This is a genomic window from Clostridium grantii DSM 8605, assembly GCF_900129965.1.
In the GTDB taxonomy this organism is placed as follows: Bacteria; Bacillota; Clostridia; order Clostridiales; family Clostridiaceae; genus Clostridium_AF; species Clostridium_AF grantii.
On record NZ_FQXM01000016.1, the window covers coordinates 78,930 to 93,707 of the forward strand.

The following is a 14,778-nucleotide window of genomic DNA, read 5'->3' on the forward strand; positions in this document are numbered from 1 at the left end:
ATATAGATAAAGAACGGAGTTATAAAATGAATAAAACAATAGGAATTTTAGCACACGTAGATGCAGGGAAAACCACTTTTGCAGAGCAATTGCTTTATCATACCAATAGCATAAAAGAAAGAGGCAGAGTGGATCATAAAAATACACTTTTAGATAGTCATTACATAGAAAAACAGCGAGGTATAACTGTATTTTCAGATAAAGCTACTATGAGGTATAAAGAAAGTACATATTATTTGATTGATACTCCAGGACATGTAGATTTCTCTACAGAAATGGAAAGAACTTTAAAAGTTATGGATTATGCCATTGTAATTATTAGTGCTGTGGAAGGTGTACAAGGACATACAGAAACTGTTTGGAATTTGCTTAGAAAGTATAAAGTACCAACTTTTTTCTTTATTAATAAAGTAGATAGAATTGGTGCAGATGTAAATAAAGTATTGAAGGAAATTAAAACAAATTTAACGGAGAATCTTTGTGATATCTCTAATAATCTTAATGAAGAAGAGATGGATGAAGAACTTATAGAGTTTATTGCAACACAAGAGGAAGAACTTTTAGAAAGATATTTAGAGAAAGGTTATGAAAAAGATTTATGGTTTCACATGATGAAAAATATGGTGAAAGAAAATAAAATATTCCCATGTTGTTATGGTTCTGCTCTTCAAGACATTGGAGTCATAGATTTTTTTGATAAACTACATAAATTATCTTATACAACTTATTCAGAGGAAGATTTTTTTTCAGCTCAGGTTTATAAAATAAAACATGATGAATCCGGGGCGAAAGTGATTCATATGAAAGCCATGACCGGTTCTTTAAATGTTAGAGACGAAATAAGTTATGAATATAATGAAAATAGAATTTCTGAGAAAATCACAGGTATCAGATTATATAATGGCAATAAATTTGAAAGAAAAGATAGAGTTGTGGCAGGAGAAATATTTGGAGTTACTGGGCTAACTAATGTATCTGTTGGACAAGGATTAGGAAAGCTAAATCAAAATATTTTTTACGAAATGGTGCCTACATTAACTTCTAAAGTTATTTATGAAACAGGTATAAATACAAAAGAAATTTTAAAAGCTTTCAAAACTTTAGAAGAGGAAGATCCATCTTTAAATGTGGCTTGGGAAGAAAGTTTGGAAGAAATTCATATACATGTTATGGGAACCATACAATTAGAGATATTAAAAGAAGTAGTTAAGGAAAGATTTGATTTTGAAGTTTCTTTTGGTACTCCTGAAATTCTTTATAAGGAAACCATTGAAACTGAGGCAAAGGGATATGGACACTTTGAACCGCTGAGACATTATGCTGAGGTACATTTAAAACTAGAACCAGCAAAAAGAAATACAGGAATTAGTTTTGAAAATAATTGTCATGCAGATGATTTAACAACAGGTCATCAAAATTTAATTCGGCATCACATTTTCGAGAGAGAGCATCATGGCTTATTAACAGGTAAGCCATTAACAGATATAAAAGTAACTTTGCTTACAGGAAGAGCACATAACAAGCATACTAGCGGTGGTGATTTCAGAGAAGCCACTTATAGAGCACTAAGACAAGGTTTGGAACAAGCAAAAAATATTGTATTAGAGCCTTATTATCAGTTTAGAATTAAAGTTGACTTAGAGCATATGGGAAGAGTTTTAGCAGATATTCAAAAAGCTCATGGAAATTTTAGTGTTCCTGAAAATATAGAGGATAAAGTAATAATAAAAGGAAAAGTTCCGGTATCAACTTTTATGAATTATAGTACAGAATTTGTTGCATTTACAGGGGGAAAAGGTATTATAAATATGTTTTTTACTGGATATGATATTTGTCATAATGAAAATGAAGTTATAGAAAAAATAGGATATAATAAAAATATAGATATTACATATACCTCATCTTCAGTTTTTTGCTCTAAAGGGCAAGGATATACTGTGCCTTGGAATGAAGCTAAGGAAAGTATGCATTGTTTAAAATAAAATTAAATACAAAAGAAGCTTTCACTTAGGTGAGGGCTTCTTTTTTCACATAATTTCACATAATATTTTATATTTTCTTGATATTCATATGTGATAATTAACTCAATGAAAGATAAATATTAGGAGGAATTATCATGAGATTATTTGTACATGGAATTAAAAGTTTAATTCGTCGACCGGTAAAGACTTTAATGTTATTTACAATATTATTTATTGTATTTAATTTAGTTTTTACTGGCTTTATTATTGAAAATAGCATAGAAGAATCTAAAGAATACATTCGATATGAAATTGGTGCTGCAGTTGAATACAAGATGGATTATGAGGCGGCTATGGCTAGTGGCGAAAGACCACCAGCATTATCATTAAGTGTAGCTGAAAAAATAGCAGAGAATAATTATGTAAAAGATTTTTTTGTGACAGAATCAGTAAATGCTAGTTCAGAAGATCTGGAGCCTGTAGAATCACAAGAATCTAGCAGTGGATTTAGTAAAAATGCTAGTGATTTTACCTTATTAGGAGCAAATAGTGAGATTCCTATAGACTTTGCAATGGAAAGTGTATCTTTGCTTGAAGGAAGTATGCTTACAGAAGAAAATATAAAAAATGGAGATTATGTTGTTTTAGTGTCAGAAGATTTAGCAACTCAAAATGATTTAAGAGTTGGGGATACTATTAGTATTGAAAAAGCGGCTACAAATAATAGAGATAATAATGCTACTTCATCAACAAGTGCAAGTACTATTAGTGAAGAATTTGAAATTGTTGGTATATACTCTGCGTTAGAAGATGGATATAGTGCTAATAACTTATTTACGTCTCTTACGGTTACAAATATATTTAATGATAAGGTAGGAAGTGATGAGACAAGTGCATCCATTGTTTATTTGCTTGATGATCCTATGGAAGTGGAATTATTTAAAGAAAAAGTATCGCCTTTGTTAACTTCAGAATATCATACCCTTTATTCGAATGATGATACATATGAATCATTGACTAGCCCTTTAAATTTAATTTCAATTATTGCTAAAATACTTATTTGGGTAGTATTTATTGCAGGTGCAGCAATTATTTTAGCCATAGTTACAATTTTTGTTAGAGATAGAAAATTCGAAATTGGTTTATTGCTATCAAGTGGAGAAGGAAAAGGAAAAATTATATCACAATTTATATTTGAAATGTTAGTTATAGCTATTGTAGCATTTGGAATTTCAGTAGGAACAAGTAATTTAGCTTCAAAATCAGTGAGTACTTGGATAGTAGAAGAACAACTTACATCGGATACGGGCCTTGCAAGCAGTACTAGTACTGCTAGTAATTCAATAATGAATAGAGGACCAGGAAGTAGTAGAAGTAGCACGTCAGTTTATGGAGATGTGAGTATGGATACTGTAGCGGATGAATTTGATGTATCAATAAGTGTTGCGGTAATGGGAAATCTTTTGGTAGTTAGTATGGTACTAGTTCTTATTGGTTCAACTATACCACTAACTGTTATTATGAGCTATAACCCAAAAAGAATCTTACAGGATTAATAAAATAAAGGAGGTTTTCATATGAGCGATACTATATTTGAATTAAATAATATTAATTATGGATATGTAGATGGTGGAAAAAAACGTGTAATTTTAGATGATTTAAGTTATGAATTTGAGAGAGGAAAATTTTATACTATCCTTGGTCCTTCCGGAAGTGGAAAATCAACATTACTTGCTATCGCATGTGCGTTAGACCCACCAGAAAAAGGTGTTGTAAAATACGAAGGTGAAGATATAAGGAAAATGGGTCTTACAAAATTTCGTCGTAACAAAATAGCTATAGTATTTCAAAAATATAATCTTATGGATTATTTAACAGGTGTAGAAAATGTAGAATCAGACATGTTAATTGTTGATAAAAAGATAAATGGAGATAAAAAGCAGATTGCTTATAAAATATTAGAAAAAGTGGGAATAGTGAAATCTAAAGCCGATAGAAGGGTAACAACTTTATCTGGAGGAGAGCAACAACGTGTAGCAGTAGGACGTGCTTTAGCAAAAGACGTAGATTTAATCTTAGGAGATGAACCCACAGGAGCATTGGATACAGCAACTGAGAAGGAAGTTATTCAGCTACTTAAAACATTAGCTCATGAATATAACAAAACAATTATTCTGGTTACTCACTCAGATGATGTGGCAAAGGAAAGTGATGTTAAATTGAGATTAAAAGACGGAAAACTATTTCAAGATAAAAATTAACAATATAAGAGGGGTATAAAAAATATGAGTGAAAGTAAAAGTTTTTTAGATTCTATTGCATTAGAAAATACAAAACCAGAAAGCTTTAGCGAAGAAAAGTTTGAAAAATTCAATGATGTAAATAAGAAAAAAAAGTTGATTATAACTGGTAGTATGCTAGCAATCATAATTGCTGCCGCTTTTCTTATTACATATATAACAGGCCGTGTAAAAATACCAGATATGGTGGGGTGGAACATAAATGATGCATATAATTGGGCACAAAGCAATAAAATCACCCTAGCTATAAAAGATGAGTATAATTTTGATGTGGATGAAGATTTGGTAATATCACAGGATTTAGAAGTGGACAAGAATGTTGATAAAAATTCAACATTAACATTACTAGTTTCATTAGGAGCTGACCCAAATGAATCAATTAAATTTCCAGATATAGAAAGTATGACTTCTAGTGAAATTCAAACTTGGATAGATGAAAATAAGCTTACTGGAGCTAAAATTGAAACAGAGTATAGCGATATAATTCCAGCAGATAATATTATTAGCTATGAATTTTTAGATGGAACAGAAGAAAGCTTTTTGAGAAAGAATAGAGTTACTATTTATGTATCAGATGGACCAGAAGAACTATCAGAAACAGTAGTTATACCGGATTTTGCTAACGCTAAAATTGCAGAAGTGATTCAATGGGGAAGTGAAAATGATATAGCTATAAATATTGAAGAAGTATTTGATGAATATACATCTGCAGGGCTTGTAGTTACACAAAGTGTTTCAAGTGAATCAGAAATGTTGCGTGAGGATTCATTAACTGTAGAAATTTCAAAGGGAAAAGCAGTTCAAGTTACAAATTTTACTTCAATGAGTAAAACAGAAGCAGAAGCATGGGCTAAGCAAAATAATATTACATTGATTACAATAGAAAGTTATAATAACTCATCTAGCAAAGGAAAAATTTATAGCCAAAGTATTTCATCCGGTACAAGCATTGAGGAAGGAGATTCCATTAAAATTTATTATTCTTTAGGTAAAGTTTCAATAGATAATTTTATTGGAAAATCAAAACTGGATATTTTATCTTGGAGAGATAATGTAAATGTAAATAGCGCTAATATAACTGTATCTATTAATGAAGCATATGGAGAAAAGGGTAGTGCTGGAAAAATAATTTCTCAATCAATTAAGGATGAGTTTGTAAGTACAGGTACAGCTATTTCTATCACAGTATCAAAAGGAATGAAATTAGTAATGCCTAATTTATCAGGTAAAACACAAGATGAAGTTACTAAATTAGCTAGCGAAATGGGTTTAAAAGTTATATTTGATTATAAAAATAGTGAGTTAGTTGATGCAAATGATTCAAATTCAGAGCCTAAATTTGCAAAAGATTATGTTATAAGTCAATCTATAGCTAGCAATACAATAATTACAGATAATGATACTATTACTGTTGTTATATCCATGGGCAAATAGAAAACTGCATGGATTGGTTTCAATGCTCACCTAATATAATGAATTAAAAAAAAGTAGGGGCGGTTTTCCATGCCTGCCCTATTATATTGCAGCAAATAAATTAGAAACAAAGAAAAATAATACAAGAAAAGAAGGAAGGGATTTTTATTAAAAAGGTAATTGTGTTATTAACAAGTTTACTATTAATTTTTAGTTTAACTTCATGTAGTGGAAATAATGAAAATAATCAAGATGTAGTAACCAATAATGCAAGTGAGAAAACAGATAAAGCAATAACAAACAATCAAGAAAATAAAAAAGATTTTCAAAGTGAAGAAATAGAAGCAGATCCTTTTTTAAATCAAATAGCAGAAAAGATATTGGCTAATGAGGAATTATTTGAAGAAGTAGATGAGGAAACAAAATTATCTATGATTATGCCAATGAATAATAGGATTATTCAAATGGTTAATGAAAACTTTGGATATTCTTTAGTTAATGGTATAATAATAAGCAATGAAGAAATTGGAATGAGCATAACAATATACGAATCAACTAATGCACAAAATGATGTGGAGCTATTGAAAAATCCTCCTAATAATGAAGAGATGTTTTCAAATAAACAAAAAACTAGTGATGATGGTGAAAAATCAGATATAGATAAAGAAAATAAACCAGAGGGTCAGGGAGAACGACCACAAAATGCTCAAGGAAATATAGGTAGAAATATGAATATATTTCCCGATATGGAATCATCAGAAGTCTTGATTGTAGGAAATTATATTATAATTTCAAAAACAGATGATAATAGTAAAGTTTTTGAAATATGTGAAGCAGAACTAAACAATGCACAGTAAATAGTGCATTGTTTTTTAAACATACAAAAAGGTTGTGATTAAATGTATTCAATATATTTAGTTGAAGATGAAGAGAGATTAAGAAAATTACTGGTTTTGTATTTAGAAAAAGAAGGCTATAAAATAAAGTCTTTTTCTAATGGGGAAGATGCTTTAAATCACATATATGATGATGTTGATTTGTGGATTCTAGATATAGGACTTCCTGGGATAGATGGTTTTGAATTAATTACTAATATTAAAAAAAGTAATGAGGATATGCCCGTAATTTTTACATCTGCAAGGGATAGTGAGATGGATAGGATAATGGGGCTTAAGTTTGGTAGCGATGATTATTTGACAAAACCTTTTTCGGTTCAAGAATTAATTCTTAGAGTAGATAAATTGTTAAAAAGAGTTTATAAAAAAGAAAAAATAAATAAGTTTGAATATGGAATATATACAATAGATATAACAAACAGAACTGTTTTTCAAGACCATGATGAAATAAAATTGACTTCAAAGGAGTTTGATTTGTTGTTACTATTTTTAAAAAACACTAATAGAGCTTACTCTAGAGAAGAAATTTTAAAATTTGTTTGGAATGAATTTTATGGGGGAACAGATAGAGTTATAGATGATACAATAAGACGACTTAGAAAAAAGATGCCTACTATAAAATTAGAAACTATTTATGGATATGGGTATAGAATGTTATGATAAAAAAATTATCTATTAAAAAGCAAATGACTATTATATTTGTAGCTATAATATCTATTATTATGATTTTTGCTAGTGTTTATGTACCAAGATATTTAGAAAAATCAATGGAAGATACAATTTTCAGAACTATAGATTCAAGGATGAATACAAAAAAAGGTACTACTATTAGTGAAGACTTATATGCAGTGCAACAATTATTTTTGAATTCTGAAGGGAAACCTGGACATGAAATAATTCTTAATGAAAAAAGTAAATTTATAACTACTAATTTCTTAGAACAAATAAAAGAAAATGCTTTGAAACAAGTAGAGAGTACACAAAAATATGTTATTCAAACGGAAGAAGTAAGAGTGTATTGTGTCATAGAGAAAGTTTTTACAACTTATAGAGTAGCTTATATGTTTGATGTTTATGGTGACGAATTTAGAAACGATATTATTAAGCAAATAGTTGGTTTATTAATACTACTAATTATTTTTGGAGTAACAGCTATGTATATATACTCCAATTATTTTGTTAATAGGATAATAAAAATAAAAAGCAAGGTAGAAAAAATAGCAGATGGAAATTGGCAAGATTCATTAAAAGCTGATGAAGAAGACGAATTAGGGATTTTATCTAACTCAATTGAAGATATGAGGGTTAAACTTATTGAGCAAGACAAATATAAGAATCACATGTTTCAAAGTATTTCTCATGATTTAAAAACACCAATAATGATTATAAATACCTATGCTCAAAGTGTTAAAGATGGTATATATCCTGAAGGCACTTTGGAAGAAACCATTGAAGGGATTATTGATGAATCAAAGAAATTAGACTTAAAGGTGAAAAAAATACTTTTAATTAATAAATTAACTTATTTAAAGCAAAGGAATGAAAAATTTCCTGAAATAAATATGAAAGAGGTTATTATTGAAGTAGTAACCAGGTTTAAGAATATAAAAGAAATACATTTTGAGCTTCAGTTGGAAGAAGCTTTTTATGAAGGGGAATTTGAAAAATGGTATACAGCTTTAGAAAATATAATTGCCAATAATATTAGATATGCTAAGTCAGTAATAAGAATTCAATTGACGCAAAGTGAAATTAATATTTTTAACGATGGTCCTAATATAGAATTTGAAGACATAAATGATATTTTTATTACGTATAATAAAGGGTATTGTGGTGAGAATGGAATAGGGTTAACTATTACAAAAAATATTGTGGAATTATTTCGTTGTAATATAGGAGTAAGAAATGTAGAGGATGGAGTTATGTTCTTCATTAACAAAAATAACACATAGGATATATTTTAATTTAATAATTATTAGTATATGGGCAAAGAAGTTCATTAGATGAATTACTTTGCCTATGTTATTTTTTGTTTTTAAGCAACTGAAAAATGTACAATATTAAATAATATAAAGCAACACAAAGAAGCATAGGAATAATCAACCAAATAGATACAATTAAAATACTTTCGAATAAACCAGATTCTTTAAAGAGTTCTATATAAAATTCAAATGTTAATATAAGTAACACCTCCCTTATAGCTTATTTATTTTCTTTAACTTTAGAAGTTTTTAATTTCAAATAACTTATTATAAGTAAAAGAAATGGAATTGTAATTTGTATATGGACTGCAATATAAGGAGTCATAACGTTGTTTCCTAGCCATCTTTGAAAAATAATACTAGGAAGGGTTGTGTAAGAAATCCATAGAGTGAAAATACTCATAACAATAATAAGCCATCTATCGTCTTTTATTTTAAACAAAGTGGAAATCATAGATACACCAGCATAGAACATAATAGTGAATTTATAAAATCCTCCAATTAGCATATTAATCACTGCTAAAGCATCCATATTTTTAAGAACACCGCCTATATTAATTTGTCTAATTACTTGATACAAAGGAATTAATGAAATTCCAGCATTGTGAACACCTAATGCTGAAATTATAACAAGTGAGGAAAGAGATACTAAAAATCCAGATGTAGCTACAGCAGTGAGTGATATCTTTTGAAGTCCATTTGTTGAATCTAGATAACACCAGTACATAAGAAAAACAACAAGTTCACCAAAGGGGAAAACTATAACAGTTGGATAAGCTACGCTGAAAAGAGGAATTATACCATTGGGTAAAATTGGTTGTAAATTATTTAAATCGATATGACCTGAAAGGCCTACCATTATAAAGGAAGATAGTAGAAAAAATAGCAATGGGAAAACAAAAAATTCACTAGCCCGTGCAAATGAGTTTAAGCCTAAAAAAAGAGCGTAAATTGAAACTGTTATAAAAACAATAAAAATAACTATACGTGGAGTATTGTTAAGAAGTGTAGTGGATATAATATTAGAAAATTCATTTAAATTATAAGTGGATATTCGGATAAAGTGAAAAGCATACAATAAAACCAAAGGTGTGCCTAGGGGTTTACCTAATAACAAAATAATAATTTCGGCTAAATTCTTTTGAGGAAAATGTTTCTGTAATTCAGTATAAATCCACACTAAAATAAAACCTAAAAGCATAGATAATAAAACAGCAATCCAAGCATCCTGCTCTGCATCAATGCCTATAGCAAAAAGTGTTGTAGTTCCAATTTGAGTTAAAAGAATTAAAGTGAAAATTTGATGTTTAGTAAAGTTTGCTTTCATATTTTACCACCAATAAGTTGATTGACTTATTATTTTATTTATTTTATATTTAAATTAACCACTTACTAGAAAAATATACATATATATATATATAACCTACGTATAAATTAATAGTTTAACTGAAATCCCTATAAGTATATTTACCAATAAAAGACTTGAATATGTATTATTATAGTTTTATGCTATAATATAAAAGGTAAGCATTATAGTAGGAGGTATCTAACAGGTTAAATGATAAAATTAATTGCAACAGATATGGACGGAACACTAATAAATGATAAAGGTGAAATAAATCAATCAATTTTTGAGATAATTGATATATTAAGTAAAAAAAATATAAGATTTATGGCGGCTAGTGGAAGATTTTTTAATCAATTAAGCAAAAATTTTGAAGGAAGCAATAATGAAATAATTTTTGCCGCTCATAATGGAGCGGTAGTTCAATATAATAATAGTGAGGATATATTGTATGAAAGTGATATAAATCCTAATAGTTATGGGAATTTAATTGAACTTTCAAGAAAAGAAAATATAGATATGTTTTTTTGTACAAAGGATTGTGCTTATGGAGAAAATCCATCAAACAAGTTGATTAGTTCTTTGAAGTACCATAATATAAAATATTTAAGAATTCAAGATTTGTATAAAATACAAGATTCAGTTTTAAAAATAACTATTTTTGAGGGTACGGGTATAAAAAAAGCAACTGTAGATAAAGTAAAAGCATCTTTAACTGAGGATTTAGATATAATAGTGTCAGGTAGACAATGGGCAGATGTGGTTAATAAAGGTACAAATAAAGGTCAGGCCATTAAATTAATTCAACAAAAATATAATATAAAGCCAGAAGAAACTATGGTTTTTGGAGATCATTATAACGATTTAAGCATGTTCAAAGAAGCCCATCATAGTTATGCTATGGAAAATGCAGTAGAAGAAATTAAAAAACTAGCTAAATTTATAGCTAAGTCTAATAATGAAGATGGGGTAATAAAGGTAATAAAAGAAGAAATATTAGAAAATCAAGCTTATTGGGCATAGCTCTTTAAGCTTTTTTATTTCATCTTATATAAGGAGTGATTTAATTTGAATATTTATTTAGTGAGGCATGGGGAAACATATGAGAATAGTAAAAAATTATATTATGGAAAGATAGATGCTATGTTAAATGAAGATGGGAAAGATGAAATGTCAAAAGTGCGAAAATATTTAAGTGAAATCAATTTTGATAAAGTTTATGTAAGTGAAAGAAAAAGAACAAAAGAATCTGCAGAAATAATTGTGAATAATACTGTGAATTTTATAGTTGATGAAAGAATCAATGAGCTTAATTTTGGAGAATTTGAGGGAAAATCTTATGAAGAACTTTTAGAAAAATATCCAGATGAATGTGAAGAATGGAGAAAAGATTGGAAAAATTTCACTCCAAGTAATGGAGAAAGTTATAAAATGATGTATAATAGAGTTAGAGAATTCATATATGATATTGAAAAAGAAAAATGTGATAATATACTTATTGTAACCCACGGAGGAGTGATAAAAACATTCTATTCTTTTATCATGGATGAAAATTTAGATACTTTCTGGAAATTTTCTTGTAGTAATGGCTGCGTAGCTCATATTAAATATGAATACGGAAACTGGTTTATTGAAGAAATAAGAAAATAGTACAATATAGGAGAGGAGAAAATAGTGTGGGAAAAATTATTCTAGTAACTGGTGGATGTAGAAGTGGTAAAAGTGAATACGCAGAAGAAATTTTAAAAGATAAGAATGATGTTTTATATATAGCAACAGCAAAAGCATATGATGAGGAAATGGTTGATAGAATAGAAAAACACAAATTGAGAAGAAATGAAAAATGGGACACATATGAGGGTTTTAAAGATTTACATTTAGTTATTAATGAAACTGAAAAATCATATATATTGTTAGATTGTTTAACGATAATGATGACTAATTTATTGTTTTTGGAAGAACAAGACTTTGATAATTTATCAATGGATAGCGTGGACAAGATACTAACAAATATTAAAAAACAAGTTGAAAAAATGATTTCTTCAGCTATTGAAAATGATAAAACTTTAGTTATGGTTACAAATGAAGTGGGGTATGGATTGGTCCCAGAATACAAATTAGGAAGAATTTTTAGAGATGTGGCAGGAGCTATAAATAAAACTGTAGCATCTTTAAGTGATGAAGTATATTTAACTGTTTGTGGAATACCTATGAAAATAAAATAATATAATTAATAATCTAATAATAAACTTTATTAAATAAAGGGAGTGAGTTATTATGAAAATTTTAGTTTGTTGTGGTTTAGGTTTAAGTAGTAGTCTTATGGTTGAAATGAATATAAGAAAGATTTTAAAGGAAATGAATATTAAGGGGATTGGTGTAAACCATTCTGAAATATCTAAAATAGAAAACTATAAAGCTGACTTATATGTAATAACCAAAGATTTGAAGGATAAGATAAATTGTAATGGAAGAATAATAATCCTTGAAAGTATGCTAGATAGAAAAGAGTTGAAGGATAAACTTTCAGAGGTATTAAAGGAAAAAAAAATTATTTAAAATAACTAAAATAAAGGCAGAAACTTTGCCTTTATTTTTATTACTCAAATATATATGGCCTCATTAAGGTTGTCTTATATTATTTACTGTTGTATTATAAACTGTAAGCATATTATAATTATATATTTATTGTATTATTCACATCAGTAATATATATAAAAAATCAGGAGGTGAGTTAATGAAAAATATAATTAAAAATACAAAACTTGAAATATTGATTGCAAATTATTTTAGGATTTTGTTAACAGTTTCTGCTATTATTAGTTTTATAAGAGTAGATTATTTAGATTTTTTTATCGCAATTATCACTTTATTTTTAACTTTTTTACCACGTATAATAGCCAACCGAAACCATATAAAACTTCCGGCTAGTTATCAAATTATAATACTAGCATTTATTTTTGCGGCTCAGTATTTAGGAGAATTAAATGCTTATTATTATAAATACTGGTGGTGGGATTCTATGCTTCACACATTATCAGGGGTTATATTAGGTTTTGTGGGTGTTTTGTTAGTGTATATTTTAAATAAAGAAGAAAATGTTGATGTTTATTTAAGTCCATTTTTTGTAGCTTTATTTGCTTTTACTTTTGCAGTAGCTACAGGGGCTTTATGGGAGATATTTGAGTTTGCAATGGATTCTTTTTTTGGTTTAAATATGCAGAAGTCTGGATTAGTAGATACTATGTGGGATTTAATAGTTGATTCCATTGGCGCTATAGTTGCTGCATTTTATGGATTCATGTATGAGAAAAAACAGGGTTCAGAGAGAGTTAATAGATTATTCACAAATTTTTTAAGTATTAACAAAGAAATATTTGAAAATGATGATAAAATAGACAAAAGTTTATAAAGTTGGAGATGAAGTGTATGAAAAGATTCTTGAATAATTTTCTTTTATTTATTCAATTCTTTACTAGGATACCTATAAATAAAAATTTGCAATGTGAAAATAAAAATTTCAGAGAAGGAGCTATATTTTTTCCGGTAATAGGGTTAATTATTGGAATAATACAATTTTGTATAGCTTCGATTTTTAGTAAATGGATTCCTATTAATATTACAGCTGTTTTAGTGGTATTGAGTTCTGTAATTATTACTGGAGCACTTCATTTAGACGGATTGGGAGATTTGTGTGATGGGTTTTATGCCTTTAAAGGTGGAAAAGATAAAATTATTGAAATAATGAAGGATAGCACGATAGGAACTTTTGCTGGTGCAGCCATTGTATTTGATATTCTTTTAAAATATACAATAATAGAAAACTTAATTAGTTATAGGACTTTTAATTTTATAATTATAATTCCTGTAATATCGAGATTTACTATAGTTCTTTTAGCTTATATAGGTAAAAATGCTAAAGAAACAGGGACAGGTAATATTTTTATAGGAAATATTGATGGGAAGACTTTAATTAAAACATTAGCTATTACAGTAATTTTAAGTTTTGCTTTTATTGGACTTATAAGAACTTTTATTGTTATTATTTTAAGTGCATTTCTTACTATTTTATTTAATAAATATTGTGAATTCAAAATACAAGGATTAACAGGGGATCTTTTAGGTGCTAATAATGAGATAATTGAGATATTTGTGGGAATTATGTTAGTTGTGCTTTTGTAGATTCTGTAAATCGAAGTTTAATGTAGGTTAGAGAAAAAAAGCGAACTAATTTACTGTAATTGTAATTTTATTAGGAAACAGCAGGCGGGCATGGAAACCCGCCCCTACAAATAGTTACTTCGTCTTTTAACTCTATTATGTACTAATTAATCGATATAACATGTATAAGAATGAAAAAATAAAATCCTTATCTTGCTAAATCTTATTAGTTGTTATAAACTTAAAGTACAATTAAATAAAAAAATCAAGGTGCCAAGTAATTGGTGAAAAGGGAATGTGGTTAGAGACCACAGCAGCCCCCGCTACTGTAATGATGGACGAATCTTTATAACCACTGTGTAAAGCAGGAAGGAAAGAGGAGCATTCCTGTTATGAAGTAAAATGAAATTTGAAAAAAAGAGCACCTGCTGATAAAATACGGGGTATAAGACGTTCGAACGTTTATCCCTAATTAAAAATTATCAGTGGAGGTACTCAATATGAATTATACACAAAATGAAAAGATTTTGTCAATTACAGAAAAAACTTTAGTTATAGGAATTGATATCGCAAAGGAAATTCAATATGCGAGAGCATTTGATTACAGGGGTATAGAATTTAGTAAAGTACAACCCTTTGAAAATACTTCACATGGATTTAAAATGTTTGAAGAATGGGCTAAATCAGTAGCTAAGGAAAATCAAAAGAAGACTATAATTG

The 14,778-nt window shown here is 28.3% G+C and carries 14 protein-coding genes, 1 pseudogene and 1 riboswitch; of the genes and pseudogenes, 14 read left to right on the forward strand and 1 reads right to left on the reverse strand.

Features of this window, described 5'->3' with window-relative positions; genetic code table 11:
- The first annotated feature begins 26 nt into the window (after window positions 1-26).
- The 7 genes from BUB83_RS13825 to BUB83_RS13855 all read left to right on the forward strand — a co-directional run bounded on the left by BUB83_RS13825 (window position 27) and on the right by BUB83_RS13855 (window position 8,522).
- On the forward strand, window positions 27-1,982 hold the full coding sequence (locus tag BUB83_RS13825) for an elongation factor G (protein ID WP_073339058.1): 1,956 nt from the start codon (window positions 27-29) through the stop codon (window positions 1,980-1,982).
- Between the two features lie 134 nt (window positions 1,983-2,116).
- Window positions 2,117-3,517, forward strand: a complete 1,401-nt coding sequence (locus BUB83_RS13830; protein WP_073339059.1) for an ABC transporter permease — start codon at window positions 2,117-2,119, stop codon at window positions 3,515-3,517.
- Between the two features lie 21 nt (window positions 3,518-3,538).
- Window positions 3,539-4,222 carry an ABC transporter ATP-binding protein gene (locus tag BUB83_RS13835; RefSeq protein ID WP_073339060.1) on the forward strand — a complete coding sequence of 228 codons (684 nt, stop codon included), beginning with the start codon at window positions 3,539-3,541 and terminating at the stop codon, window positions 4,220-4,222.
- A 24-nt stretch (window positions 4,223-4,246) separates the two neighbouring features.
- A complete protein-coding gene (locus BUB83_RS13840) occupies window positions 4,247-5,695 on the forward strand; it encodes a PASTA domain-containing protein (protein ID WP_073339061.1) in 1,449 nt (482 codons plus the stop codon).
- A 161-nt stretch (window positions 5,696-5,856) separates the two neighbouring features.
- The gene (locus tag BUB83_RS22000; protein WP_073339062.1) at window positions 5,857-6,531 is read left to right on the forward strand and encodes a hypothetical protein; all 675 of its coding nucleotides are present in this window, start codon (window positions 5,857-5,859) and stop codon (window positions 6,529-6,531) included.
- Between the two features lie 42 nt (window positions 6,532-6,573).
- Complete coding sequence (locus BUB83_RS13850; RefSeq protein ID WP_073339063.1) at window positions 6,574-7,230, forward strand: response regulator transcription factor; 657 nt, start codon at window positions 6,574-6,576, stop codon at window positions 7,228-7,230.
- The gene (locus BUB83_RS13855; RefSeq protein ID WP_073339064.1) at window positions 7,227-8,522 is read left to right on the forward strand and encodes a HAMP domain-containing sensor histidine kinase; all 1,296 of its coding nucleotides are present in this window, start codon (window positions 7,227-7,229) and stop codon (window positions 8,520-8,522) included. Before BUB83_RS13850 ends, BUB83_RS13855 begins: the two co-directional genes overlap by 4 nt.
- A gap of 250 nt (window positions 8,523-8,772) precedes the next feature.
- Here the strand turns inward: BUB83_RS13855 and BUB83_RS13860 are convergent, their stop codons facing one another.
- Window positions 8,773-9,879 carry a GerAB/ArcD/ProY family transporter gene (locus tag BUB83_RS13860; protein WP_073339065.1) on the reverse strand — a complete coding sequence of 369 codons (1,107 nt, stop codon included), beginning with the start codon at window positions 9,877-9,879 and terminating at the stop codon, window positions 8,773-8,775.
- Between the two features lie 231 nt (window positions 9,880-10,110).
- On the opposite strand from BUB83_RS13860, the gene BUB83_RS13865 reads away from it, so the two are divergent.
- The 7 genes and pseudogenes from BUB83_RS13865 to BUB83_RS13895 form a co-directional block, all read left to right on the forward strand.
- Window positions 10,111-10,920: a Cof-type HAD-IIB family hydrolase gene (locus tag BUB83_RS13865; RefSeq protein WP_073339066.1), complete on the forward strand. Its 810-nt coding sequence runs from the start codon at window positions 10,111-10,113 to the stop codon at window positions 10,918-10,920.
- 45 nt (window positions 10,921-10,965) lie between these two features.
- Window positions 10,966-11,547, forward strand: coding sequence for an alpha-ribazole phosphatase (gene cobC / locus BUB83_RS13870; RefSeq protein ID WP_073339067.1), 582 nt, complete (start codon window positions 10,966-10,968; stop codon window positions 11,545-11,547).
- A gap of 26 nt (window positions 11,548-11,573) precedes the next feature.
- Window positions 11,574-12,122 (forward strand): bifunctional adenosylcobinamide kinase/adenosylcobinamide-phosphate guanylyltransferase, encoded by a 549-nt coding sequence (gene cobU, locus BUB83_RS13875; protein WP_073339068.1) that lies wholly within the window; start codon window positions 11,574-11,576, stop codon window positions 12,120-12,122.
- Between the two features lie 52 nt (window positions 12,123-12,174).
- The gene (locus BUB83_RS13880; RefSeq protein WP_073339069.1) at window positions 12,175-12,456 is read left to right on the forward strand and encodes a PTS sugar transporter subunit IIB; all 282 of its coding nucleotides are present in this window, start codon (window positions 12,175-12,177) and stop codon (window positions 12,454-12,456) included.
- 178 nt (window positions 12,457-12,634) lie between these two features.
- Window positions 12,635-13,309, forward strand: coding sequence for a DUF2238 domain-containing protein (locus tag BUB83_RS13885; protein WP_073339070.1), 675 nt, complete (start codon window positions 12,635-12,637; stop codon window positions 13,307-13,309).
- A 17-nt stretch (window positions 13,310-13,326) separates the two neighbouring features.
- Window positions 13,327-14,079, forward strand: a complete 753-nt coding sequence (gene cobS, locus BUB83_RS13890; protein ID WP_073339071.1) for an adenosylcobinamide-GDP ribazoletransferase — start codon at window positions 13,327-13,329, stop codon at window positions 14,077-14,079.
- Window positions 14,080-14,309: 230 nt separating this feature from the next.
- Window positions 14,310-14,503, forward strand: a riboswitch (cobalamin riboswitch).
- Window positions 14,504-14,558: 55 nt separating this feature from the next.
- Window positions 14,559-14,778 (forward strand): annotated as a pseudogene (locus BUB83_RS13895) (IS110 family transposase); the annotation flags it as partial.